Annotated in this window: 25 protein-coding genes; 12 read left to right on the top strand and 13 right to left on the bottom strand. The window is 29.8% G+C overall.

The genetic code is table 11. The annotated features are described in order from the left end of the window. Positions 1 to 86: 86 nt before the first annotated feature. Complete coding sequence (locus tag ACKGJI_RS08195) at positions 87 to 884, top strand: hypothetical protein (protein WP_458699802.1); 798 nt, start codon at positions 87 to 89, stop codon at positions 882 to 884. Here the strand turns inward: ACKGJI_RS08195 and ACKGJI_RS08190 are convergent. From ACKGJI_RS08190 to ACKGJI_RS08155, 8 genes are all read right to left on the bottom strand, one after another. Continuing rightward, a complete protein-coding gene (locus tag ACKGJI_RS08190) occupies positions 881 to 1,942 on the bottom strand; it encodes an HD domain-containing phosphohydrolase (protein ID WP_458699801.1) in 1,062 nt (353 codons plus the stop codon). The genes ACKGJI_RS08195 and ACKGJI_RS08190 overlap by 4 nt on opposite strands. Further along, the gene (locus ACKGJI_RS08185; protein ID WP_458699800.1) at positions 1,932 to 3,704 is read right to left on the bottom strand and encodes an ATP-binding protein; all 1,773 of its coding nucleotides are present in this window, start codon (positions 3,702 to 3,704) and stop codon (positions 1,932 to 1,934) included. The genes ACKGJI_RS08190 and ACKGJI_RS08185 overlap by 11 nt, the downstream gene beginning before the upstream one ends. Positions 3,705 to 3,781: 77 nt before the next feature. Further along, complete coding sequence (locus ACKGJI_RS08180) at positions 3,782 to 6,634, bottom strand: transporter substrate-binding domain-containing protein (protein ID WP_458699799.1); 2,853 nt, start codon at positions 6,632 to 6,634, stop codon at positions 3,782 to 3,784. Positions 6,635 to 6,636: 2 nt separating this feature from the next. Continuing rightward, complete coding sequence (locus ACKGJI_RS08175; protein ID WP_458699798.1) at positions 6,637 to 8,490, bottom strand: methyl-accepting chemotaxis protein; 1,854 nt, start codon at positions 8,488 to 8,490, stop codon at positions 6,637 to 6,639. Between the two features lie 96 nt (positions 8,491 to 8,586). Further along, on the bottom strand, positions 8,587 to 9,210 hold the full coding sequence (locus tag ACKGJI_RS08170; RefSeq protein ID WP_458699797.1) for a LysE family translocator: 624 nt from the start codon (positions 9,208 to 9,210) through the stop codon (positions 8,587 to 8,589). After that, positions 9,207 to 9,449: a hypothetical protein gene (locus tag ACKGJI_RS08165; RefSeq protein WP_458699796.1), complete on the bottom strand. Its 243-nt coding sequence runs from the start codon at positions 9,447 to 9,449 to the stop codon at positions 9,207 to 9,209. Before ACKGJI_RS08165 ends, ACKGJI_RS08170 begins: the two co-directional genes overlap by 4 nt. Beyond that, positions 9,446 to 10,468: an undecaprenyldiphospho-muramoylpentapeptide beta-N-acetylglucosaminyltransferase gene (gene murG, locus ACKGJI_RS08160; RefSeq protein WP_458701718.1), complete on the bottom strand. Its 1,023-nt coding sequence runs from the start codon at positions 10,466 to 10,468 to the stop codon at positions 9,446 to 9,448. The genes ACKGJI_RS08165 and murG overlap by 4 nt, the downstream gene beginning before the upstream one ends. Positions 10,469 to 10,509: 41 nt before the next feature. Continuing rightward, entirely contained in the window at positions 10,510 to 11,670 is a 1,161-nt protein-coding gene (locus ACKGJI_RS08155) for an FtsW/RodA/SpoVE family cell cycle protein (RefSeq protein ID WP_458699795.1), read from the bottom strand. A gap of 108 nt (positions 11,671 to 11,778) precedes the next feature. Between ACKGJI_RS08155 and flgB the strand changes: the two genes are divergently transcribed. The 4 genes from flgB (at position 11,779) to ACKGJI_RS08135 (ending at position 14,805) form a co-directional block, all read left to right on the top strand. Then, a complete protein-coding gene (flgB, locus tag ACKGJI_RS08150; RefSeq protein WP_458699794.1) occupies positions 11,779 to 12,210 on the top strand; it encodes a flagellar basal body rod protein FlgB in 432 nt (143 codons plus the stop codon). Positions 12,211 to 12,213: 3 nt separating this feature from the next. Beyond that, the gene (flgC, locus tag ACKGJI_RS08145) at positions 12,214 to 12,708 is read left to right on the top strand and encodes a flagellar basal body rod protein FlgC (protein ID WP_458699793.1); all 495 of its coding nucleotides are present in this window, start codon (positions 12,214 to 12,216) and stop codon (positions 12,706 to 12,708) included. 7 nt (positions 12,709 to 12,715) lie between these two features. Further along, the gene (gene fliE, locus ACKGJI_RS08140; RefSeq protein WP_458699792.1) at positions 12,716 to 13,012 is read left to right on the top strand and encodes a flagellar hook-basal body complex protein FliE; all 297 of its coding nucleotides are present in this window, start codon (positions 12,716 to 12,718) and stop codon (positions 13,010 to 13,012) included. A 107-nt stretch (positions 13,013 to 13,119) separates the two neighbouring features. After that, complete coding sequence (locus tag ACKGJI_RS08135; protein WP_458699791.1) at positions 13,120 to 14,805, top strand: peptidoglycan D,D-transpeptidase FtsI family protein; 1,686 nt, start codon at positions 13,120 to 13,122, stop codon at positions 14,803 to 14,805. On the opposite strand, the gene hemH is transcribed toward ACKGJI_RS08135, so the two are convergent. The 3 genes from hemH to ACKGJI_RS08120 are packed head-to-tail and all read right to left on the bottom strand — an operon-like array spanning position 14,782 to position 17,704. Further along, positions 14,782 to 15,708: a ferrochelatase gene (gene hemH, locus ACKGJI_RS08130; RefSeq protein WP_458699790.1), complete on the bottom strand. Its 927-nt coding sequence runs from the start codon at positions 15,706 to 15,708 to the stop codon at positions 14,782 to 14,784. The genes ACKGJI_RS08135 and hemH overlap by 24 nt on opposite strands. Continuing rightward, the gene (locus ACKGJI_RS08125; protein WP_458699789.1) at positions 15,705 to 16,604 is read right to left on the bottom strand and encodes a Gfo/Idh/MocA family oxidoreductase; all 900 of its coding nucleotides are present in this window, start codon (positions 16,602 to 16,604) and stop codon (positions 15,705 to 15,707) included. Before ACKGJI_RS08125 ends, hemH begins: the two co-directional genes overlap by 4 nt. A 5-nt stretch (positions 16,605 to 16,609) precedes the next feature. After that, complete coding sequence (locus ACKGJI_RS08120; protein WP_458699788.1) at positions 16,610 to 17,704, bottom strand: DegT/DnrJ/EryC1/StrS family aminotransferase; 1,095 nt, start codon at positions 17,702 to 17,704, stop codon at positions 16,610 to 16,612. Between the two features lie 159 nt (positions 17,705 to 17,863). On the opposite strand from ACKGJI_RS08120, the gene alaS reads away from it, so the two are divergent. From alaS to ACKGJI_RS08085, 7 genes are read left to right on the top strand one after another with little or no spacing between them, the layout of a single operon-like run. Then, positions 17,864 to 20,404: an alanine--tRNA ligase gene (alaS, locus tag ACKGJI_RS08115; protein ID WP_458699787.1), complete on the top strand. Its 2,541-nt coding sequence runs from the start codon at positions 17,864 to 17,866 to the stop codon at positions 20,402 to 20,404. A gap of 2 nt (positions 20,405 to 20,406) precedes the next feature. After that, a complete protein-coding gene (locus tag ACKGJI_RS08110; RefSeq protein ID WP_458699786.1) occupies positions 20,407 to 20,904 on the top strand; it encodes a hypothetical protein in 498 nt (165 codons plus the stop codon). After that, positions 20,904 to 21,455: a septum formation inhibitor Maf gene (maf, locus tag ACKGJI_RS08105; RefSeq protein WP_458699785.1), complete on the top strand. Its 552-nt coding sequence runs from the start codon at positions 20,904 to 20,906 to the stop codon at positions 21,453 to 21,455. The genes ACKGJI_RS08110 and maf overlap by 1 nt, the downstream gene beginning before the upstream one ends. 2 nt (positions 21,456 to 21,457) lie before the next feature. Beyond that, positions 21,458 to 22,561, top strand: a complete 1,104-nt coding sequence (locus tag ACKGJI_RS08100; RefSeq protein WP_458699784.1) for an aminotransferase class I/II-fold pyridoxal phosphate-dependent enzyme — start codon at positions 21,458 to 21,460, stop codon at positions 22,559 to 22,561. Beyond that, a complete protein-coding gene (locus tag ACKGJI_RS08095; RefSeq protein WP_458699783.1) occupies positions 22,558 to 23,250 on the top strand; it encodes an ATP-binding cassette domain-containing protein in 693 nt (230 codons plus the stop codon). The genes ACKGJI_RS08100 and ACKGJI_RS08095 overlap by 4 nt, the downstream gene beginning before the upstream one ends. Beyond that, the gene (locus ACKGJI_RS08090) at positions 23,247 to 25,169 is read left to right on the top strand and encodes a penicillin-binding protein 1A (RefSeq protein ID WP_458699782.1); all 1,923 of its coding nucleotides are present in this window, start codon (positions 23,247 to 23,249) and stop codon (positions 25,167 to 25,169) included. Before ACKGJI_RS08095 ends, ACKGJI_RS08090 begins: the two co-directional genes overlap by 4 nt. Continuing rightward, entirely contained in the window at positions 25,163 to 25,615 is a 453-nt protein-coding gene (locus ACKGJI_RS08085; protein WP_458701717.1) for a YaiI/YqxD family protein, read from the top strand. The genes ACKGJI_RS08090 and ACKGJI_RS08085 overlap by 7 nt, the downstream gene beginning before the upstream one ends. 8 nt (positions 25,616 to 25,623) lie before the next feature. Here the strand turns inward: ACKGJI_RS08085 and ACKGJI_RS08080 are convergent, their stop codons facing one another. Together ACKGJI_RS08080 and ACKGJI_RS08075 are read right to left on the bottom strand one after the other, a co-directional pair. Continuing rightward, the gene (locus ACKGJI_RS08080) at positions 25,624 to 25,830 is read right to left on the bottom strand and encodes a DUF2721 domain-containing protein (RefSeq protein WP_458699781.1); all 207 of its coding nucleotides are present in this window, start codon (positions 25,828 to 25,830) and stop codon (positions 25,624 to 25,626) included. Between the two features lie 216 nt (positions 25,831 to 26,046). Beyond that, a complete protein-coding gene (locus ACKGJI_RS08075; RefSeq protein ID WP_458699780.1) occupies positions 26,047 to 26,286 on the bottom strand; it encodes a DUF2721 domain-containing protein in 240 nt (79 codons plus the stop codon). Positions 26,287 to 26,297 lie beyond the last annotated feature (11 nt).

Raw genomic sequence — 26,297 nt, 5'->3', positions numbered from 1 at the left:
AAATTTTTACAATACAATTTCATCTATATAATAATATTTAATTAAAACAGTATTATTATGCTAACAAAAACTTTAGAAGGAAGAAAATGAAAAAGTTGGTTAGTATAATTTTTGGGTTATTTGTGTTTTTATCCTCAGCAGTTGCAGCGGATAGTATGGTAAGTGCATATTTAAGAGGAGAGTATGTTCCAGTTAGTGATGTAGCTACGAAATTAAAATCAGTTGGTTTTGAGATATTGGCTACATATGATAGTGTAAAAGATGGTAAAACTATAGTTTTTACAAATGATGCTTTGGAAAACGAAGCATCAAAAAAAGGTAGAGCTTATGTTGCTATTCTAAGGGCATTTGTTGATAAAAAAATGAATACTCTTAGCATCACAAATCCTATATATTTTGGAAGAGCATTTATGCAAAATGATTATAATCCTAAGGTTTTTGAAGAGCAATTATCTTTAATAAATAAAATTTTTCCGCAGTTAAAAAAGTCTTCAGATGCTTTAGAATTTAATGATTTAGCAGGTTATCACTTTATGTTTAGTATGCCTTATTATGAAGATAGTTTGTTGCTTGGTAGTGGGAAAAATGAAGAATTATTAGCAAAGTTAGAAAAAAACAATCCTGTATTTGTTTTAAAATTAAAAAATAGTATTTTAGTTGGTTGCGATTTAAAAGAAAGTACTAAATCTTTTGTTGAAAAAATTGGAAGAGCAAATGCTACTGTATTGCCATATACTGTAAAAATTGAAGATGGTAAAGCAACTGCACTTCATGCTAAATATTATTTGGCAATTTCCTATCCTAGTTTAAGTATGGGAAAATTTATGACTATTTCTGATATACCTGACATTATAGAGAGTGAATTATCAAAGCCATTTAATTAGTCTTTGATAGTATCTGCAATTGTTTTAAATTCTAGATTTAATTCTAAAAATGCATCTACTAGTTCAGGATCGAAGTGCTTAGCCTTGCCATCTTTAATGATGGCAATAGCACTTTTGTGAGTAAATTCATTTTTGTAAACCCTTTTTGAAGTTAAAGCATCGTAAACATCGGCTATTGCCATAATACGAGCTGATAGTGGTATCTCTTCTTCTTTTAATCCTCTTGGATATCCACTTCCATCCCATTTTTCATGATGCCCTCCAGCTATATCTTTTGCATGAGATAAAAAACTAGTTGGCCCATTTTGCTCAATTAATTTAGATATAATTTCTTCTCCAAATAGTGCATGTTTTTTCATCTCGTCAAATTCTTCAGGAGTTAATTTAGCTGGTTTTAAAAGTATGCTGTCTTGAATGCCAACTTTACCTATATCATGGAGGGGCGCTGAGTTAAACAGTAATTCAATATAATCATTATTGATTATTGAACTATATTTTTCATTTTTTTGCAAATGTTTACATAATAGTTTAACATAGTGTTGAGTTCTTCTTATATGAGCACCAGTTTCATTGTCTCTGTATTCTGCGAGTGAGCCCATAGCTTCTATTATGCTTGATTTTAGTTTTTCAATTTCATAAGTTCTTATTTGTATTTGTTTTTCAAGGTCATTTCTGTAAATTGATAGTTCCAAATGACTTTTTATTCTAGCAAGTAGCTCCATACCTTCAAAAGGTTTTGTAATATAATCAACACCTCCAACTTCAAATCCTTTTTCTAAATCGTTTATGTCAGATTTAGCAGTTAAAAATATTATGGGAATGTTTTTTAATTCTTCAATTTGTTTTATTTGCTTTGTTGTTTCAATCCCGTCCATTTCCGGCATCATTACATCCATCAATATAAGATTTGGAATTGTATTTTTAGCTCTGGCAATGGCTTGTTTACCACTTGTTGCATATGTTACTTTACATCCTAGTTGTTGGATGTGAGACATTGCTACTTTTATGTTTTCTACGATATCATCTACTACCATGATTGTATAATTTTCAAAGTTCATGATAATTCCCTTTTTCAATTGTTGTAATAATATTAAAGCATTCTTTCTCAATAATATCAATATCTAAATTATCTACGGCACTATTAATCTTTACAACTATATATTCATTGGAAGACTGTTTTTGTAGTATATTAGCTATTTCTTTTGCTTGTGTTAAGTCTCCAGTATCTAAAAGTTTTTTTGCTAAGTTCAATAGTGTTACTCTATCTTCTTTTTTAAAGGTTAATTTAGATTTTTCTTCAACTTCACTTTTTATATTGTTTTGTTCATTATTAATTACATGTGTTAAATATTTTGCCATTGTATTTTCAAGTTCTTGTATATCTATAGGTTTAGGTATAAAGTCGTCAAAGTACTTTTTATCTCTTTTTAAATCTACTTCTCCAAGAACTGATGCTGAAACAGCAATAATTGGTATGTTTGAAGTTATATTATTTTTTTTAATTGCATTGGACGCTTGATAACCATCAACATGAGGCATTTTTATATCCATAAGTATAATATCAGGTAGTTTTTCTTCAGCTAATTGAATAGCCTTCGAACCTGAATTTGTTTTTATTATGTCAAATTTATATTGTTCTAAAATATTTTTTAATAGATTAAGATTTTCTTCAATATCATCTACAATTAGTACGCTTGCTTTATCAAAAAGTATTGTTGGAGTGTTGTTTGAGTTAATTGAAGGGAGTGAAGTAGCTACTTCAATATTTGGAATTATAAGAGTAAAGGTAGATCCCTCATTTTGAAAACTTTTAAGTTCTATTTTTCCTCCCATAAGATTTGCTAATTTTTGGGATATAGAAAGACCAAGCCCAGTTCCTCCATATGTTTTGTTGTCTTGTGAGCTTTGTTGCTCAAACACTCCAAAAACTTTTTCTTTATCTTCATCTTTTATACCAATTCCAGTGTCTTTTATCTCTACATGTAAATCTATTAAATCTTTTTCATTGTTATTAAAAATTGTCATAAATTTTACTTTTACACTTCCTTGATGCGTGAATTTTAGGGCATTTCCTATGAGATTTATTAGAATTTGTCTTATGCGTATTTCATCTACTATTAAAGCTTTTTGCACATTTTTACCAAAAGATATATCAAGAAAGATATCTTTATTTTTAGCTCTAAGGCTAAATATAGCATATAAATCATCTGCTATATTTTTTATATTGGTTGGTTTTTTTTGTATTGATAGTTTACCTGCTTCTATTTTTGACAAATCTAAAATATCGTTTATTATATCTATAAGGGCTTTTGCTGATTTTTTTATAATATTTACATTGTTTAAAGCTTTTGATGGTAAATTCATTTTTGAAGTAAGCTCTGCAAAGCCAATAATAGCATTCATTGGAGTTCTTATCTCATGGCTCATATTTGATAAAAATTCACTTTTAGCTTTATTGGCATTTTCTGCTTTTTTTTGTGCTTCTATCAGTTTTGCTTCAACTATCTTTCTATGATTTATCTCTTTTGTAAGTTTTCTATTCCAATATATAATAAATAGTAAAATAATCAAAAATACAAGAATAATTTCCCATATAAGAGTATAATCTATCTTCTTTTCATTTTTTATTGATATCCATTTATTAAGTATACTATTTATCTTTTCTTTTGGCATAGTATTTATCATTTGATTGATTGATTCTTGTAATTTTGGCCAGTCCTTTCTGATACCATATCTAAGTTCAACACTTTCTTTGGCTTTTCCCAATAGTTTAATGTTTGTTAATCCATACATCTTTATAACATCATTTATAGATGCCAAAGAATCAAAGAAATAGCTAATTTTTTCTCTGCTAAGATCAATTAGAGCATCTTTGATATCGTCATACGGAATAATCTTTATAGATGGATATTTTCTTTCAATATATTATATGTTATATAACCCTTTATAACCCCAACTTCTTTGCCTTTTAAATCAGATAAAGAATCAATTAAAATATTGTTTGATTTTCCTACTATTACAAGAGGAAGTTTTAAATAAGGATTGCTAAAAAGCATTTTTTCAGATCTCTTAGGTGATTTTACAATACCAGCTATCACATCAATTTTTTTATCTTCTATTGCTTTTATGTGTTTATTCCAGTTTGTTTGTGTAATAGGTTTAATATTTAACTCTAAATTATTCTTAAAAATATAGTTTGTTATATCTTTAATTATACCTTGATAGTTACCTTTTTCATCAACAAAGTCAAAAGGTGGCCATGATGTATCTATACCAAGTCTGATGTCTTTATGTGAACTAAGGAATTCTTTTTGAGCATCACTTAACAAAAGTTTTTTTGAAATACTTCCTTCTAACATATTGCCAAACCATTTAGTGTATAATTTTAAAATTTCATCTTCTTTTATACTATCAATGGCTTTTTGAATTATAGAGTATAAGATAGGCAAATCCTTTCTAACTCCAATAAAATATTTTTCATGTGATTTGTTTTTTAAAATTACAGGAGAAGATAAAGATATATCAGTAAATAAATTTCGATTAATTTGATAAGATAGAAAATTTGTTGTTCCTATGAAGCCACCTATTTTACCATTGGATATATCCTTAAAAGCATCCACACTAGATTTGTATTCTACTACTTTTATATGAGGATATAGCGATTTTATTTTATCAACTATCCAATAATCTTTTATAACCCCAAGTTTTAAACTATTTGTATTAAAAAATTCTATTGTTTTTTCTGTTGTGCCTTTTTTGTATGCTATTGATATAGATGATGAGAGTATAGGTGCTGTAAAAAGTGTAAATTTTTCTCTTTCCTTATTTTTACCTATAATTGAGAGCATATCTATCTTTTTATGTTTAAATAGATTTACAGTTTCATGCCAAGGATACTTATTTATAAATTTAAAATGTAAACCTGTTTTTTGTTCAATTAATTTCAAAAAGTCAACTGAATAGCCTTGCGCAACACCATTTTTAGTGAAATCAAATGGTGGCCAATTTATATCAGTTCCTACTGTTACAGTACTATGTTTAGTAAGAAAATCTACCTCTTTTTGATTTAATTTTAATTTATTAAAATTATTTTCATTTGAAGTCAATGGTGCAAATAGTTTTTCCAGATTTTTTTCGCCTATGTATTTAATAGCTTTATCAAAAATGTGTTTTAAAATCAACTGATCTTTTTTCATTACCAAGCTTAGGTTCAACAGGTATTGATAAAATATACCATTTAAATAGAGTTTGTTTACTTTGTAATTTTTTTTATAGTATTCAACTGATGGTTTTGCATCTATTAAGATATCAGCTTCACCTGATGAAATTGAATTTAAAAGATCAAAAATATCTTTTTTCTCAATAACTGTTATATCTTTTAAATATTTTTTTGCATTTGTTCCTTTTAAGACAGCTACTTTTTTATTTTTTAAAGATTCAATAGAATTTATTTTTAGATTTTTATCCTTGGAAAATGCTGCTGCACTGTATGTCGCAAAAGGTTTAGTATATAAATAGTCACCCCCATGAGCTACTTTTGTACCATAAAATAGATCAATTTCACCTTTTTTTAGCTTATCTGACATATTTTTAATAAGTATTGGCTTTAATTCCAAATTTATACCAAGTAAGTTTTCAAACTTTTTATTTAAATCTACAATAAGACCTTTTTTATTTCCTTCATTATTTAATCCATAAAAAGGCAGGAAGTTATCCCTAACACCTAAAACTATTTTTTTATGATTTTTTAGAAAATTTTTTTCCTCTAAAGTTAAATTTTTCCAAAATTCTACAAACGATATATTGAAATTGTTAGATTGAAGTATATTGATATTTTTCTCGTTTTTATTTAGATTTATATATCCTAGTTCATCAAATATAGTTAAAATAGAGTTTATTTTTGTGTTATTTATTTGACCTATTGGAATTCTCTCAGGCATTATCAGCTCTTTAGTTTTTAATGCTTCATATTTAAGTGTCTTTATGTCTAGTTCTGATTTATACTTGTTTTTTATAACCTCTATAGTTTCATCAATATTGTTTAGAGCATAATACCAGCCTTTAAAAGTTGCTGACAGAAATCTTTTAACTCTATTTGGATGATTTGATACCTCATTTTGAGATGTAAATATCATATCCCCATAAAAATCTATTCCATATGCAAGAGGATCGATGATGTTGTATTCATATCCCATTTCTTTTAAAAGGTATGGAGAATCAGTTAAGTAAGCAGAGATTATATCTGCTTTATTTTCTATCAAATCATTAATGGAAGGGTATTTTTGAATAAGATTGAATTGATTATTTTTGATCCCTTCTTTTTTTAAAAGTGTAGCAAGTGTTGCATTGTTTTTTTCTAATATAGCAACTATATTTTTACCTACAAAATCTTGCGGAGATTTTATATCATTTGATTTTAAAGATAAAAATATCACAGGGGATTGTTGGAAAATTGCTGCTAATGCTCTTATCTTTCTATCATTTTTTTGTTCTATCAAAGCAGAAGGATCTAATATAGCATATGTTGAATGCATATCTTCTAGTTTTGTTGGTGTGTCTTTATCTAATGAAACTTTGATATTTACATCTAATTCAAGGTCATTGTAAAAACCTTTTTCTTTTGCCATATAATATCCGGCAAATTGAAATTGATGTTTCCATTTAAGCAGTAAATCAATTTTTTCATTTTGTGCATATAGCCATGATGTTAATATAAAATATAAAACAAAGGCTATATGCAACTTTTTCATTGCTAAACTTTAAAGTAATGCAGTTTATCGTTTAGTTTTTGAGTTACTTGGTGAAGGTGGTCTGCGGCACTTGCTATCTCTTCGAGATCTCTGGCATTTGTTGTTGAAATTTCATTTATATGCTCTAACTCATCCATTGAATGTTTAATTTCATTTCCAGAAATTTCTGTTGATTTTGTGGATGTTTCTACTGTATGAACAGAATTTGTCATCAATTCTACTGATGAGCTTATTTTGTGAGATACTATTTCAGATTGTTCAACTAATTCTTTAAATAGTTTTCCATTTTCATCCATTTGTCCACCTGAATCGTTAATGGCTTGAACTATAATGTTTACAGTTGCATTTATTTCAACCAGAGATTTTTGCGTTCTCTCTGCTAATTGTCTAACTTCATCTGCAACAACAGCAAATCCACGTCCATGTTCACCTGCACGTGCAGCTTCAATCGCTGCATTTAATGCAAGTAAATTTGTTTGATCAGCTATATCATTGATAACTGTTAGGACATCTTTAACTTGTTCTGCATCTTGAGCAAGAAGATTCATTTTAGATTGAAGTTCATGCTCTACTTCAGATGTTTTTTCAATTTTTTCTATAAGTAATCCAAAAACTAGATTTGCTTCAGTTAGTGATTTGTTTGTATCTTCTATCTCTTTTTGTGCATTTTTTGATTGTTCGACTGATTTTAGAATATTTTCTCTTGCCATTTGTCCAGTTTGGGTAGTTTTTTGGATTATTTCAGTTTCCTCTTCTGCGCGTTTACCAATACTAAGTGAAGTAGACGAGAGTTCATGCGCGACTGCTGCATTTTCATCACTTGTTGTAATTGTATCAGCAACTGTATTTCTTAGTTTTCCCATAAAAGTATTTAAAGCGTTTGCTATCTCTCTTAATTCATCATTATATGGTACTTCATACTTTACGGTTAAATCATTTTCATTAGAAACTATTTTATCTGTTAGAGCTCGTAGAGGTTTTAAAATAGACATAATTATATATGTAGTTAGCGATAATACTGTTAATATCATAACAATAGTCAAGGTTAAATAAACTACATTTTTTTGACTCTTAAGTTCATTTATCTCTTTGTTTAAGAGCTTTACTGTACTGTTTATCAAAGATTCTGTTTGATGTACAGTTTTTCTTATTTTTCCAAGTGCGCCTTGTGTTTGGTTTAATCCTATCTTTTTATATCCATCAACCAATGCAAAAAAATCATCTTTATAGCTTTGCATCAAAGGTAGTACGGGTTTTAAATTTTCTTTTTCATTTATGTAAGAGATAGCTTTTTCATAGTTTTTTGAAAGTTTATCTACATACTTTGTCATTCTTCTGAGCATAAAATCTTTTTCATTTCTTCTTAGAGTTAGCATAAGTGTACTGGCTTTTGTATCATCAAAGTCTTTAAAAAAAGCTTCTGCTTTGTGTATAGCATCTCTTAAATTTCCTCTTAATCCATCTTTTGGTGTAAGACCATTTTGTTGTTTTATTTTAACTAATTCGTTAAATATAGCTTTATAATTTTGTATTATGTTTAGCATTTTTGATAAATTACCAGTTTTTAAATCTAGCTCTTTTGCCTCTTTTATCAAACTATTAATATGTGTTTCTAGCTCTTTTTCAGCATCATTTAACTTTTTGGCATATTTCATATCGCTTCTTGCAAGAAAATCTTTTTCATGCTTTCTAAGCTCTAAAACATGTGTTTCTATATTTGATACTTCTTCGTGTAAAGTTGTCAATCTCTTTTCTTGATTGTTAAATACAGTAGCCACTGTATGTATAGATAATATACCAAGTATAGTAATAGCCCCAAGTATAATTAACCTCATTTTGATAGATAAATTTTTCATAATTTCACCCCTAATAAAACATTAAATTATTATACGCCAAATTACTTAATGAAAAATTAAAATATTTTTATTTTATATTTGGAGGGGAAAGTATAATTATTTATGAGCAAAAAACAATTTAATTCCTAGACCAATCATAACAGTTCCTGAAATAAAGTCTAAAGTTTTTTTGATATTTGGGCGCATTATAAAACTGTTTGCTTTGTTTATTGTATATATGATAATACCTTGCCATATTATTGCTATTATGAAGTGAAAAGAAGCAAGTATGAGTGATTGAATTAGTGCAGAATGAGTTGTTGAGATAAACTGCGGTAAAAATGCCATATAAAAGACTATAGTTTTTGGATTTAGTACATTTGATAAAAATCCTTCTGTGATAGAACGAGAAAAAGAGAAGTCTACATGTAGAGTTTTAATATCATTTAATTTATCATTAGAGTAAAATGATTTTAGGTTGTTAAAGCCTAACCATATTAGATAAATTGCTCCTATGATTTTTAAAATATCAAAAGCAGTTTGAGAATAAAAAAGAATTGCTGATATCCCGACTGCAGATAATGTAGCGTGAACATAAAGTCCTAAACAAATACCTAAACTTGATGCCCAACCATCTTTCATGCCACCTCTGATTGTGTTTCTAATGACTATCATCGTATCAGCGCCAGGCGTCATAGTAAGAAGAGTTATAGCTATAAAAAAGGTAATGCTAGGTATCATTTGGTTTTGATCTTTTTAAAGTATTTATATGCTCTAAATAGAGTTGAAAGTATAAAATAAGCAATTCCTATATAGATAAAAATATTGATCAATAGAGTTTTATCTTCTCCTTTTAAGCCCCAAAAACCACCAGCAGAAGAAACAGAAGTTAAAACTACGATAATACCAAAAGAGATAATAAAATCTCCAATAATTGGAATTTTGTAAAGATCGCTCCACATTTTTTTTGATTCTATCATTTTAAAATATCCTCTAATATTAAGTCTGCTATTTTTTCTATGCCATTTGAATTGATTTTGTTATATAAATCTTTTGAGATCTTTTCTAGATTGATGTTTTTAATTATATCTAAAAGAGTATTGTTATCTAGTTCATCTTCTGTTTTTAAAATGGCCATGTTTTTATCTGCTAAAACTTTTGCATTGTAGTATTGATGGTTTGAAGCAGCGTAAGGATAGGGTATAAAAAGTGTTGGCAAAGCATTTGCGCTTAATTCCCAAAGTGTACTAGCTCCTGCTCTACTAACTGCAAAATCAGCCAATTGTATTTTTTCTTCCAAGTTTTTATGAAAATCAAAATACTCTACATGTAGATTGTTTTTTTCATAAAATTCTTTACATGTAGAAAAATCTCTTTTTCCAGTTTGATGTATGATTTTAATGCCCATTGATGTTAAATCTTTTGCCGCATTCATAGCTAATTGATTGATGCTTTTAGCTCCAAGTGAGCCACCTAAAAAGATGATAGTATCAAGCTTTTTTCTAACTCTTTTAGTTTGTAAAAACACATCTTTTACAGGGTATTCTTTTACTTTGGAGTTTTCATCGTATGAGCTAAAAAACTCTTTTGCAAAAGGTTTTAAAATCTTATTTAATTTACCCATAACAGCATTTTGTTCATGTATAAAAAGAGGAGTATTTGATAAAATCGCACCAAATGAAGCAGGAGCAGCAGAGTATCCTCCAACACAAAAAACTGCTTTTACATTATGTTTTTTAAAAATATTTCTACATGTAAAGCTTGATTTTATGATGTCGCTTAAAACAAGTAGCTTTTTTATGCCTTTTTTGTTTACAACTCCTTTTGAATTTAAAAAGTAAGTTTTTTCAAAACCACTGTCATTTTCAAACCACTCTTTATCTTGTCCATTTGTTGAGCCAATGTAGATAGGTTTTAAGCCTCTTTTGTTTAATTCATTTTTTAAAGCATTTGCAATCGCTAGATGACCACCTGTGCCACCGCCTGTTATACAAATCACGTTCATATCACTGAAGCTTTTACTGCGTAAAGAGGTTAGTTTCATAGCTTCGCCCTTTTACTAACCATGAGAACCATTCCTACTCCTATCGAGATGGCTAAAAGTGAACTTCCTCCATAGCTGATAAATGGTACTGCTATTCCTTTTATAGGTGTTATTGAAGTTATTCCATACGCATTCATTAAAAAAGAAAATACAATAAGAAGTCCAATACCAAGGGAAAATAGATAAAAGACTTTGTTTTCACTTCTACTTGAGATTTTAAAGATTCTATAAATCATTGTAAATATAGCTAGAGTTAAAAAAGTTGTTCCCAAAGCTCCTAATTCTTCAGTGATTCCAGCTAGTACAAAGTCAGTATGAACTTCACTTAAATAACCAAGTTTAAATAAACCGCTACCTAATCCTTCTCCAAAAAGTCCTCCATGTTTTATTGCATTTAATGAGTGTGAGATTTGGTAAGGCTCAGGTGCATTTTCTACTCTAAGAGCATTAGCGATACTTGGAGGGAAAAGTGAAAGCACCATATCTTGTATAGTTGCCCACCAAGTTTTTATCCTTAAAATCCTATGGTCTGATGTAAAAATTGCTATGAGAAAGATTATAATAGAACCTAAAATACTTAGCATAAAAAATCTAAGACTAGTTCCTGCAAAAAAAGCCATAAAAGCCAAAGTTAGAGCCAATACGACTACTTGCCCTAAATCATTTTGCATAATTGCTATGAGGTAGATAACTAATAAAAACAATCCAACATAAGGCAGTATCAGTTTCATTTCATCTTTTAGTGGTTTTTTCTTGTCATCTAATTTTCTAGCAAAACTCCAAGCTAAAAAATAAACAAAACCAACTTTGAAAAATTCAACTGGAGCAAATGAAAATCCAGGTAGTCTTATCCATCTTTTAGCACCTCCAGCACTTGTTACAAGAGATTCTGGAAGATAATGCATTATGCTCATCAAAAAAAGGCATGTAAAAAAGATAGTAAATCCAATCCATATCAAATGTTTTTCTGGATTTAGCCTAGATAATCCCCACATGATTGCTATACTTATCATACCAACACCAAATTGTCTTATAAAAAAGTGAAATTCTTTATAATCAAAAAAAAGTGTAGTAAATACAGGCAATGATAATGAAAAAGTTATGCTAATAAATATACAAAATACACAAAGTATGAAAAGTGTTTTGTCTGTTGCCATGATTCTCTTTACATGTAAGTTTTTTGTTATTTTAATATAATAATGTTTAATATAATATTTGGAACAAAAATTGCTTTATTAAAAGTAGATTATTATTGAGAGGATAAAATGGTTTATTCAACTACTAAAGCAAAACCTTTAATGGAAGCAGCACTTAGTGCTAGAGCTTTAAGACAAGACTTGATTGCTGGTAATATTGCAAATATTGATACACCATTTTATAAAGCAAGAGATGTAGATTTTGAATCAGCTCTTAAGGAAAAAGCTAGAGAAATGTATGCTAAGGATGATGTAAAAAAACTAGAAATGGCAACTACAAATGAGCATCACTTAAAAGCATATGAAGATAATGATACACATAAAGCAACTCTTTTTCTAAGAGATGGGCACATGGCAAGAAACGATGGCAATACAGTGGATTTAGATGTTGAAACAACAGAGCTTAGTAAAAACTCAGTTATGTTTAATGCTCTAACAGCAGCTCTAAAGAAAAATAGTACAATTTTTAAAAGTGTATTAGAAGCATCAGCAAAGGTATAATAAATGGCATTTTTAAATGATTTTGATATAAGTGGATATGGACTTTCAGCGCAGCGTTTTAGAATGAACATAATAAGTTCAAACATAGCAAATGCAAATACAACAAGAACAAGTGAGGGAGGACCTTATCAAAGAAGAGAAGTGGTTTTTAAAGCTATGGATTTTGATAAAACTTTAAATGCCGAGCTTGAAAAAGATAGTAATTTTTTGAAATATGAAAACCCACTTGATGATACATTTTTGCAAACAGATGCAAAACCTGCTATAATGAGTGTTGAAGTTGATAAAGTAATCAGAGATGATAGTGATTTTAAATTAAAGTATGATCCATCTCATCCTGATGCAAATGAACAAGGGTATGTTGCTTATCCAAATATTAATCCAGTTATTGAAATGGCCGATTTAATAGAAGCAACAAGAGCTTATCAAGCAAATGTAGCAGCATTTCAAAGTGCTAAAAACATGGCAAATAGCTCTATAGATATGATGAAAGGATAGGTTTTAAATGCAAACTATAGATAAATTAAATGGTATTAACTCTTTAAACAATAAATTAGACCAATCCAATAAAACAACATCAAATAGTGATTTTTCAAAAGTATTAAAAGAGTCATTAGGAGAAGTTAATAAAACTCAACAAAATGCTGATAAAGCAATGGCTGATATTGCTACAGGAGAAGTTAAAAATCTACATCAAGCAGCAATTGCGATAGGAAAAGCAGAAACTAGCATGAAAGTAATGTTGGAGATTAGAAATAAAGCTTTAAGTGCCTATAAAGAGATATCTAGAACTCAACTTTAAACAATCTTTCGCTATACTCTCATATGGACAAAAAAGATACCCGAAAGATAAAGATTCTATTTTTATTTTTTATTGTTACTATTGGTTTTGCTATATTTTTAGGGACTTTGTTTTACTGGTCAAATATAGATAGAAGACTTCCAACTCTAATTCACAAAGAAATTACTCATGCTACAAGAGGCAATATAATAAGCAGTGATGATTTTAAAGTAGCAACTAGCAAAAAGCTTTATAAAGCAGTAGTTGATACAAGAAATATAGATCCTGATAAACTTGATTTATTTGTAAATTTATACTCTTTATATAGTGGTGATGACAGAGAAAAAATAAAAAAGAGAATTTTATCACGAAAAGGAAGCTTAGTTCTTAGCTATAAAATTAATCCAAAAAATGCTAAACATTTAGAAGCATTGGCAAGTAAATTATTTCGTTTTGGTGTTTTTAGAACATATCATGATAAAAAAAGAGGCATAGCTTTTTTACATGGTTTAAATATCAGTGAAAGTGGCGAAAGAAGAGTTTATCCAGCAAAAGACACAATGACGCCAATAGTTGGATATGTTAAAAAAATTGAGAGAAAAGGGATAACACAAGTTACTGGAGTTAAAGGTTTAGAAAGGTTTTATGAAGATAAACTTTTAAGTATTCAAGATGCGATGGTAGTTGGAAATAGAGATATTTCAAATACAATAATTTTAAATAAAAACAGTATAACAAGTAAGCGAATCGATGGATTAAACCTACATACAACGATATCTTTAAAACTTCAAAAAATTATTGAAAAACTACTTGATAAGTATAAAGAGGAGTTAGAGGCAAAAGAGATAGTAGTTGCTATAATGCATGCTTCAAGTGGAGCAATATTGTCATTTGCAAGCTCAAATAGGTATAATCCAGATTTTATTAGAAGAGAGGATTATCCAAATTTAAATGTTACTGCTGTTGAGTATGCGTATGAGCCTGGTTCAGTTATGAAAGCAATTACTTTTGCACTTCTTTTAAAAGAAAAAAAGATTAATCCTTATGATTTAGTTAGAGTTTATGGTGGTAAATATAAGCTTGGAAAAAGAACAATCACAGACACCCATGATTTTGAATGGTTAAGTGCTGAAGATGTTATAGTTTACTCTAGTAACATTGGGATAGCACAACTTGCACAAAAACTAGATCCGATTGAGTTTTATCAGGGCTTAAAAGATTTTGGTTTTTCTTTAAAAACTGGTATTGATTTACCTTATGAAAAAAAAGGTGTAATTCCTAGCTTACATAGATTTAAGTCGGAAACTTATAAGGCAACGGCTGGATATGGCTATGGTATGGAAGCCACATTTATGCAGGTTTTAAAAGCATATAATATTTTTAACAATAATGGAAGAATGATCACTCCTTATATAGCTTCATATTTTAAATCAAGTGATGGAAATATTTATAATATTCAAAGAGATAGTGAAATTCAAATTTTACCTGTTTCAGTTGCTAAAAGAATGAGACAAATTTTAGAAAAAACAGTTCAAAAAGGAACTGCTACTAAAGCTAAAATTGATGGTTTAGAAATTGGAGGTAAAACAGGAACTGCTCACATCGCTGAAAATGGTAAGTATGTAAGAAAGTATAACAGTTCTTTTTTTGGTTTTGCAAATGATAAGAAAAATAGATTTACAATTGGAGTTTTAGTAAGAGAGCCTAAAAAACCTTATCATTATTTTGCTTCAATGAGTGCAGTGCCAATTTTTAAAGATGTTGTTGTAAGGTTGATTGAAGAGGGTTATTTAAACCCTGCTAAGCTCAAGTAAAACTTGCACAAATTTATCATCATTATTTGGACATCTAGCTACTAAATAATCTTCAAAACCAAGCTCATCTGCTACTTCTTTATACTCAATAGATAGCTCAAACTCTGTTTCAGAGTTATCAATGGTAAAAGAGATTGGAACTATAATAGCTTTTTTAGATTTAAGTGATTTTAGCTTGTCTTCCAAAGATGGCTCTAGCCATTTTACCGGGCCTAGTTTTGACTGGTAGGCTACATGTATATATTTAAATTCTAGAGATCTTTTTGTTAAAATTTCTTTTAAAAGTTCTACATGTAAAAGTACTTCTTTTTGATAAGGATCTCCGTTATCTACAATCTTTTGAGGTAGCGAGTGAGCTGAAAAAATTAGTTCAAAATCTTTGGAGTCTTTATCTTTTAGTGTCTCTTGGATTTTATCTGCTAAAAGTTCATTGTAGAGTTCATTTTCATAAAACCTATCAATTTGCTTTACATGTAGATTTTTAGAAAATTTATAAAAATCCTCTAGTGATGATTTTGTTGTAGTTGTGGAGTAGTGTGGATACAAAGGTATCAGTGTAACTTCTTTTATCTCTCTTTTTTTTAATTCTTCTATAACATCTTTGGCAAAAGGAGGAGTATATCTCATAGCAAAAGTTACATAGGTATCTTCTAGTTTATCTTGAAGTTTTTTTACCAACTCTTTTGTATATCCAACTATCGGAGATTTTCCACCTAATTTTTCATAGTTACTTCTAGCTTCTTTTTTTCTAGAAGTAACTATCATAAAAGCTATAAATGAGCGAAGTATGTTACTTTTAACTGTTATGATATTTTCATCATTGAACATATTTTTTAAGAAAACTTCAACTTCATCAAGGGAGTTTGGTCCTCCCATGTTTAAAAGAACTAAAGCTTTTTTCATTTGCCAGCCGAAGAAATTTCTAGAGTTATGATACTATCTTCTATACTACTAAGCCCATGTCTAACTCCAGTTTTAACAAACTTTCTAAATGCTTTGTGTTCTCTTACTAAAGGCTCTTCTTTTTTTACCATACATTTTCTAATAACATAAGAGTTGTTTCTTTGGTATTCTGAGAACTCTGTTAAATCTTGCTCCATCAAATCTGCTTCATAATAAGCATTTTTTGTAGCAACTTCAATAGTTCTTTTTCTAAAAGGAGTTAGCCAGTTTGTTGTAATACTTGCTATGACTTCATTTTCTAGTTTAAAAGATAATATTGCATTGTCTTCGTGGTGGTTGTGGATTTTTTGAGATTTGTATATAGAAGTTTCTTCTATCTCTTTTCCTGTTATATATCTGATTAAATCAATATCATGAACTGATAAATCTGTTAGTATCCCAACATCTGCAATTCTTGGAGGAAATGGTCCAACCCTAGTGATTCCAATAGAATAAATTTCAGTATTTTCAAGCTCTTTTTTAAGCTCCTCAACAACTGGGTTGAATCTTTCGATATATCCTACACAAACTCTTGCATCTTTTTCTTTTGCAACTTTTAAGATTTCATTTGCTTCTTCTACACTTGAAGCAACTGGTTTTTCTATAAATAAATGTTTTCCTTTATTTAGACACTTTATAGCTACTTCTTTGTGTAAAAATGTAGGCACAACAATCACAGCTGCTTCAAAATCAGCTTTTTCTAACATTTCATCAATGTCCGTAAAAAATGGTTCGTCATAATCTCTTGTTTGTTGTATATCACAAAGTGCTGTCAGTTGAAACCCTGTTAAACTTTTTAAAACTCTGTAATGGTTTTGTCCCATGGAACCAAGTCCAATTAGTGCTACTTTTACCATGTCTTTTATCCTTTAATTGCTTCAATAATAAAATCTTGTTGTTTGGTTGTCAAAAATGGACTCATAGGAAGTGACATTATACCTTTTGCTACTTTTTCACTTACAGGAAAATCTCCTTCTTTGTATCCAAGATTTGAAAATGCCTCTTGCAAGTGAAGAGGAATTGGATAGTGAATTGCAGTTGGAATTCCTTTGTCATTTAATTTTTTTACAATTTCATCTCTATTTTCACACAGTATAGAGTATTGAGCATATACTGAAGTTCTATCAGAATGAACAAATGGAGGAGTTATTCCATCGATATCTTCTAGAAGCTTTGTATATCTTTGTCCTATTTCTTCTCTTTTTTTTATCTCTTCTTCAAAGTGATTTAGTTTTACATTTAAAACTGCAGCTTGAACTGCATCAAGCCTTCCATTTATCCCTATAAATTTGTGTTTATATCTCTCTTCTTGACCGTGATTTAGTAAAACTCTTATTTTTTTTGCTATGTTTTCATCGTTTGTAAAAACTGCTCCACCATCGCCGTAACATCCAAGAGGTTTTGATGGAAAAAAGCTAGTACATCCAATAGTACTTAGATTACAGCTCTTTTTATCTTCAAGTGTTGCTCCAAAACTTTGGCATGCATCTTCAATAACGGCTATGTCATATTTTTCTGCAATTTTATTTATCTCATTCATATTTGCTGGTTGTCCATATAGTGACACTGGGATAATAGCTTTTGTTTTATTTGTGATTTTTTCTTCTATCTTACTAGCGTCTATATTGTAATCATTTTCACAAATATCAACAAAAACAGGAGTTGCACCCAAAAATGCTATGACTTCAGCAGTTGCTATGAAAGTAAAAGGTGTTGTGATGACTTCATCCCCACTTTTTATATCAAGTGCCATTAGGCTTAAAAGTAAAGCATCTGTTCCACTAGAACAACTAATAGCATAAGATGATTTTGTGAAATTTTCTAAGTTTTTTTCTAGAGTTTGAACTTGTGCACCTAAAATAAACTGAGTAGATTCAAGTTGTGCTAAAACTGCTTTGTTTATTTCTTCTTTATATGTTTCGTATTGTGTTTTTAAGTCTATAAAAGGGATATTCATTGTAAGCCTTAATTGTAAAGTAAATTAGAGGTCATTATACTTAAACTTTACTTTTGAGAGGATAAAAATATTTATGCTTATTACTTATAAGCTACATCTTTATCAAATTTAGATAAAATAATTGAATTTTAAAATACAAATAGGATGGGTATACATAATATGGATATTAGAAGTGAATTTTTAAGTTTTTTTGAGAAAAAAGGACATAAATTAGTGCCAAGTGCTCCACTTGTGCCAGATGATGCAACTTTGTTGTTTGTAAATGCGGGTATGGTTCCTTTTAAGACTATTTTTACTGGAGAAGTGCCAGTTCCAAATCCTCCAAGAGCTACAAGTTCTCAAACATGTATAAGAGCTGGTGGTAAGCATAATGATTTGGATAATGTAGGTTATACTAGTCGTCATCATACTTTTTTTGAAATGTTAGGAAATTTTTCTTTTGGTGATTATTTTAAAGAGCAAGCCATAGCTTACGCTTGGGAATTTGTAACAGAAGTTTTAAAACTTCCAAAAGAGAAACTTTGGGTAACGGTTCATGATAGTGATGATGAAGCTGAAGAGCTTTGGCAAAAGCATATTGCAAAAGATAGGATAAAAAGATTTGGAGATGCTGATAACTTTTGGCAAATGGGAGATACTGGACCTTGTGGCCCTTGTAGTGAAATTTTCTATGACCAAGGAAGCGAACATTTTAACTCTAGCGAAGACTACTTAGGTGGAGATGGAGATAGGTTCTTAGAAATATGGAACTTAGTTTTTATGCAATATGAAAGAGATGAAAGTGGCAAATTAACTCCTCTTCCAAAACCATCAATTGATACAGGAATGGGACTTGAAAGAGTAGTTGCGGTTTGTGAAGGTGTTAAGAGTAATTATGATTCATCTTTATTTATGCCTTTGATAAACAAAGTTGCTGAGCTTTGCAATAAACCTTATGTTTATGAAAGTGGAGCTAGTTACAGAGTTATAGCTGATCATATACGCTCAACCGCATTTTTATTGGCTCAAGGAGTTAATTTTGATAGAGAGGGAAGAGGGTATGTTTTAAGAAGAATTTTAAGGCGTGCTTTAAGACATGGTTATCTTTTAGGCATAAAAGAGCCATTTATGTATAAACTTGTTGATACTTTAAATGAACTTATGGGTAAACAGTATAATTACTTAGTAACAAAAGCTGATAGTATAAAAGAGCAGATTAAACTAGAAGAAGAGAGATTTTTAGCGACTATTGCAAATGGACTTGAAATTTTTGAGAATGAACTAAAAAATACTAAAGATGTATTTAGTGGTGATGTTGCATTTAAACTTTATGATACTTGTGGTTTCCCACTTGATTTGACTGAAGATATGTTAAGAGAGAAAAATATAAGTGTTGATGTTAAAAGATTCGAAGAGCTTATGAGTGAACAAAGACAAAGGTCAAAAGCTTCTTGGAAAGGAAGCGGAGATAAGGCAGTTAGTGGAGATTTTAAAGTCTTATTAGAAAAGTTTGGCCAAAATGAATTTGTAGGCTATGAGAAGCTTCAATCAAAATCAAAAGTTTTAGCACTTTTAGATGAGGATTTTAAGAGGGTTGATACTTTAGAAGAGTCTGGTTGGATTATGCTTGATAAAACTCCATTTTATGCAACAAGTGGTGGACAAACTGGAGATATTGGTGAGATTGTAGACTATGGAAAAGTTGTAGCAACTGAGAAATTTTTTGACTTAAATCTCTCTCAGGTAAAACTAGAAAAACCTTTACATGTAGAAGATGAGGTTGAAGTAAAAGTTGATGATAGTAGAGCTCAAATTGCAAAGCATCACTCAGCAACACACTTGCTTCACTCTGCTCTTAGAGAGATTTTAGGAGATCACATCGCTCAAGCTGGAAGCTTGGTTGAAGCAAACAGATTGAGATTTGATTTTTCTCATCCAAAAGCATTAAGTGATGAAGAGATAAGTAGAGTTGAAGACTTTGTAAATAGTGTAATCTCAAAAGGTTTTGAAGCACAAACTAAAATTATGGATGTTGAAGAAGCTAAAAAAAGTGGAGCAATTGCACTGTTTGGAGAAAAATATGGCTCAAAAGTAAGAGTTGTGTCTTTTGGAGATGTTAGTGTTGAGCTTTGCGGTGGAACACATGTATCTAGTGTTGCTGAAATTGGAAGCTTTTTTATATTAAAAGAGAGTGGCGTAAGTGCTGGTGTTAGAAGAATTGAAGCAATTTGCGGAAAAAGTGCTTATGAATACTCAAAAGGTCTTAGAAGTAAAATCCAAGAAGCATCTTTAAGAGTAAAACATAAAGATTTAATTATCGGCATTGATAAACTTCAAAATGAGGTTAAAAGTTTAAAAAGTGAAATTGAAGCTTTAGAATCAAATGTTTCAAAAGAGATTAAATCAGAAGTTATAAATGGAGTTGAGTTAATCGTAGATGAGCTAGGAGCTGGTGATATTAAAAAAACAATTGATGATTTTAAAAATCAAAAAGATAGTGTTGCTGTGCTTTTATTCCAAAAAAAGGGAGATAAAGTTCTAATAGCAGCTGGAGTTAAAAATGCTAATTTAAAAGCTGGTGATTGGATTAAGACAGTAGCTCCAGTAGTAGGAGGAGGAGGCGGTGGTCGACCTGATTTTGCTCAAGCTGGTGGAAAAGATGCTTCTAAGATAGAAGAAGCAAAAAAAGTAGCAATCAATTTTGCAAAGGATAATTTGTAATTGTGAATGGAATAATTATAGATATATTTGGCTCATATGGTAGGATTATAGTATTTTTACATGTAATTAGTGCTTGCCTTTTGATAGGTAGCATGTTTGCAATTAGATTTATAGTCAAACCAGTTATTATGGACATAGATGAAGAATTGGTAAGATATAAAAAATGTATTAGAATACTTCAGAGATATTCATACTTTGTGTTTGTTATCATGATGATACTAATATCAGCATCATTTATGATGAATGTTGGACTTGGATTTGAATATACAAGTCCAAGTCATTTTGCAACAACTCATGTAAAAGAGGCTTTGTGGGTTTTTATAGCTTTTAATTTTGTCTACATGTATATAAAATTTCTTCAAGCAAAAAAATTTTATGGTATGAGAGAGTTTTTTGATGTCCATGAAAATCTAACTTTAGTGGTTAATTATCTAATGCCACTAAACATTATTTTAGCTATTATAGCATCTTATTTAGGTGTTATATTAAGAGGGTTTTGATGATAATACTTGCTTCAAATTCACAAACAAGAGCTGAACTTTTAAAATCTTTTGGTGTTGATTTTATCCAAAAAAGTGCTAGTTTTGATGAAGATAGTTTGGATATTTCTAATCCGGCGCATTTTGTTTACAGGGCTACTGTTGGTAAAATGAATGCTTTTATTGATGAGTTTGGTTTAGAAGAATTTCCTATATTGTGTGCAGATACAGTAGTAACCTCAAAGGGCGAGATTTTGCGAAAAGCAAAAGACAAAGATGATGCAAGAAGGATACTAAAACTTCAAAGTGGAGGAGTTGTATCTATCCTTACATGTATGATTTTAAAATCAGCTAATAAAGAGTTTATTGACCTTAGTAGTACAGATTATATTTTTGATAAATTTGATGAAGATAAGCTTGAAGAGTATTTACTAAGTGATGAGTGGAAGGGTAAAGCTGGAGCTTGTATGGTTGAGGGGTTTTGTAAAGATTACATAAAAGAAGTAAGAGGATATGAAAGTACAGCTATGGGACTTTGTGTTGAAAAATTACTACCGCATCTTGAGGTTTAAACTTGTACCAAGATGAATTAAAAGCTATTAAAAAATCAAATAGATATAGATCAAGAGTGATTTATGATGATTTTTTATATGACTTTGCTTCAAATGATTATCTAGGGTTGGCAACTAAAAAAAATTTGTTACAACGTGCATTTGATCAGATAAAAAGATATAATTCTCACGCTCCAAAATCATCTCAAATGGTAAATGGGTATCATCAAATTCACAAAGATTTTGAAGAGTTTTTAACAAGACAAAATAATTTTGAAAGCGCAATAGTTGCTGGAAGTGGTTTTTTGGCAAATTTAAGTCTTATTGAAGCACTACCTAGAAAAAAAGATATATTGATTTTAGATGAAGAGTACCATGCAAGTGGGATTTTAGCTTCCAAACTAGTTGAGTGTGAAGTTGTTTTTTTTAAGCATAACTCTTTTGAAGAGTTAGAAGAAATATTGAAAAATAAAAAGTATAAAAGAGCAATCATTGGGGTTGAAGGTATTTATTCGATGAGTGGTGATATGCTTGAGTCTAAAATATTTGATGTTGTTGATAGCTATGAAAATACAGTTTTGATTGTTGATGAAGCTCATAGTAGTGGAGTTATTGGAGATAAATTAAATGGTGTGTTTGATTATTTTGGTGTAACTCCTAAAAAAAATCATGTAAAAATGGGAACACTTGGTAAAGCCTATGGAAGCTATGGAGCATATATCTTAGCTTCAAATGAGATAATAGAATTTTTACAAAACAGAGCAAAAGCTCTGATTTATGCAACTGCACCAAGTGTTTTTGATATAGCACTTGCTCATCAAGCTATGCTTTATGTACTTAAAAACAAAGAGTTTATAAAAGAAGAGATAAAAAATAGACAAAATTTAGTAAGTGAAATTTTTTCCATAAAAATGGATGGATTGATTTTGCCAGTTAATTTTAAAACTTCAAAAGATGTTTTAAAAGCTCAAGAGGTTTTAAAAGACAAAGGCTTTTTAGTTGGTGCAATAAGACCTCCAACAGTTAAAAATCCTATGTTAAGAATTATCACTAAAATTGATATTGATTTTGAGATTTTAAAAGAGCTTTTTGATAGCGTAATTAAATTAAAAAGGGATATGGTTTGAGTTTTACATGTAGCAAACTCAAAATAAGTAGTCCTAGTAAAAAACTAGTTGATATTAGTTTTAGTTTTGAAAGTTCATTTGCTCTTGTTGGCGAGAGTGGAAGTGGTAAGAGTTTGAGCCTCAAAGCACTCTTAGGAATGCTTCCTAATGAGCTTGAAGTTGAATTAGACATAGATAGAGAAGTTTATAAAAGAGGTAAAAGCATTGCATTTGTCCCTCAAAATCCTTTTACAGCACTCTCTCCTTTAACAAAGATAATTGATCAATTTTTGATTTCAAGAGATAAGGCAAAAGAGTATTTTGAGTTGGTGGGTTTGAAAAGTGAGTTCTTAGATAGATTTCCAAGTGAGCTAAGCGGAGGGCAACTTCAAAGAGTTGTAATTGCATTTGCTTTAGCATTAGAGCCAAAACTGCTACTATTAGATGAGCCTACAACCGCACTTGATGTTGATTCGAAAAACTCAATATTAAAGCTTTTAAAAGCTTTACATGTAGAGAAAAAATTTTATATGTTATTTGTAACACATGATATAGATTCAACTAAAGATTTATGTAAAGAAATTGCTATTTTAAAAAATGGAAAAATAATAGAAAGTGGCTTACTACAAGAAGTAATTAATAATCCAAAAGAAGATTATACAAAAAAACTTTTAAGTTCGAGTTTTAAAAATAGAGAGTTTAGACAATGAAATATATAATTACACTTTTTTTAGTTGGAGTTTCCCTAGCAATTGCTGGTTTTTTATATCTTTATTCTGAAGTTAGATTTGATGCTTATAAAATCATAGATTATCATCCAAAATTAAGTACTCAAATATTTGATAGAAATGATGAACTAATTGCCAATATTTTTGAAAAAGAACATAGATTGTATGCTCCTTATGATGAAATTCCAGCTCGTATGATTGAAGCTTTAGTGGCTATCGAGGATACTTCATTTTTTGAGCATAAGGGCATTAATATAGAGGCTATCATTAGAGCAATTATAAAAGATATAAAAGCTATGAAGTTAGTTGAAGGAGCTAGTACACTTACTCAGCAACTTATAAAAAATGCAGTATTAACAAGAGAAAAGACACTTATTAGAAAATTAAAAGAGGCAGTTTTATCTTTTAAAATAGAAAATGAATTAAGCAAAGAAGAAATTTTAGAGAGATACTTTAACCAAGTATATTTTGGACATGGTTATTATGGGATTAAAACTGCTGCAATTGGGTATTTTCATAAAAATTTAGATGCACTTAGTTTAAAAGAAATAGCTATTTTAGTTGGACTTCCAAAAGCTCCTAGCTCGTACGATCCAACTCGTAATTTTGATCTTTCTTTAAGTAGAGCAAATAGAGTACTTTATCGTATGCATTCTCTTGGTTGGATTAGTGATGAAGAGTATAGAAAGGCTATGAGTGAAGAGCCAATAGTTTATGATGAAACTTTAACAAAAAATAGAGCACCTTATGTTGTTGATGAAGTTATTAAAGAATTGAGTGATGAATATGAAGATTTAAAAACAGGCGGTTATAAAATATACACAGGAATTGACATAAGGCTTCAAAACCTAGCCAAAGAAGCTTTGAAATATGGCTATGATAAAGTTTTTGAACGCCATCCTGATACAAATGCAAGTATTTTAAATGGTGCAATAGTTTCTCTAGATAGTAAAAGTGGAGATATTTTAGCACTTGTTGGAGGAGTTGATTATAAAAAATCTCATTTTAACAGAGCAACTCAATCAAGACGCCAACCTGGATCTTCCTTTAAACCTTTTATTTACCAAGAGGCTTTGGATGTTGGGTACTCACCAATGAGTGAAATTCCTGATATTTCTAGAGTATATGTTGATAAAAAGAATGATAAAGAGTGGAAACCTAAAAATTATGAAGAAAATTATGAAGGCTTATTGACTTTAAAAGAGGCATTAGTACACTCAAGAAACTTAGCTACTATTAATCTTGTAAATGCTTTAGGTTTGGATAGTCTTTATAAAGAGTTAAAAAAAGATGGTTTTAAAAATATTCCATATGATTTATCACTTGCTCTTGGAAGCTTTGGAATTTCTCCACTAGAATTTAGTGGATTTTACTCAATGTTTCCAAATTATGGCCTAAAGGTTGAGCCTATTTTAGTTAAAAAAGTAGTAAACAGATTTAAAGATGAAACTATTTATGAAAATAAAAAAGAGAGACTAACATCGCCTGAACAAGCCTTTATGATGGTAGATATATTAAGAACTGTTGTTAAAAGAGGTACAGGAAGAAGAGCAAAAGTTGCTGGAATAGAAACTGCTGGTAAAACTGGTACTACAAATGATAATATTGATGCTTGGTTTTGTGGATTTACTCCTGAGATTGAAGTTTTGGTTTGGTTTGGAAATGATGATAATTCTCCAATGAAAAAGTATGAAACAGGAGGAAGAGTGACTGGCCCATCTTTTGCTTATTTTGTAAAAAAATATTTAGAAATTTATCCCCAAGCAAAAAGAAAATTTGTAGTACCAGAGGGTGTAGGTATGAAAAAAATAAATGGTGAAATGCAGTACTTTACAAAGACATCTCCATTGCCTAAAAGTACAAAGTTAGAAGAAAATGATGATGGAGGGATGATATTTTAAAACTTTATATTGATGGTGATGCCTTCCCAAATCTCTTAAAGCCAATAGTCATAAAAGCGATAGAAAGATTAAAAATAGATACATATGTTGTTGCCAATAAGAAAATAAATATAGGTAAATCAAAATATATCTCATATATCTTAGTTGAACAAGGTGCAGATGAAGCAGATAACCATATAGTTGAGTTTGTAAAAGAGGGTGATTTAGTAATTACAGCTGATATACCTTTAGCTGATAGGATTATAAGCAAAAATGCTCATGCGATTGATCATAGAGGTGAGCTTTATAGCAAGGAAAATATAAAACAGTATCTTACGATGAGAAATCTTATGAGTGAGCTTAGAGACTCTGGAGAAACCACTGGAGGTCCTGCACCTTTTTCAATTAAAAATGCTCAAAGTTTTGCTAATCAATTTAATGCTTTTTTGCAAAAATATTATCATTAAACAAACTATCATTTACATTTGTTATTGAGATCTTTTAATTCCATATTTAAAGCATTTGTTGAGATATAAACTTCCCAAAGTGATATTATCATTGAAATACACATAGCAATTAAGCTAAGTCCAAATATTTTTTTGCCTATTTCTATAAAGTCTAAAAAGAGGCTAAACATAGATATGGTACATAAAAGAAGGGATAAAACACCAAAAATTTGCATCCATTTTGTAATACCATTCCCCACTAAGAATCAAAAAAGCAAATTAAAAATAAGTTATTAGATATGAGGCAAAGCTATGCAGGAGCTACTAGTAGCTTCAAAGAGCTTTAACGAAATAGATGATGACGTATTTTTAACCCAAAGGGCGACTATATTGTAACATATTGCTTCGTTGAAAACCCTTGAGGCTACTAGTAGCCCCTACTGATTTTCGCCTCACACTATGTCATAATATAGTCGTTTGCTATTTTGATTCTTAGTGGGGAATGGTATAAGTTCTAATCTATTTTTTAAATTCTTGATTTGTTCAGTTACTTTGCAATTGTCTTTTTCTTGTATTTGTTTACTAAGTAATCTAATAAGACTAGCAACTGCTAGAAATCTATTTGTGTAAGCTAGTAAAAGTAAAGATACAGCAGGGAAAAGAAGTGCTGGAGTTGATATAGTTATTTGCATTTTAAACTACC

The organism is Sulfurospirillum sp. 1307, from assembly GCF_054408545.1.
The sequence above is the reverse complement of the archived record's forward strand: the minus strand, read 5'-3'. Positions and strand labels throughout refer to the sequence as shown.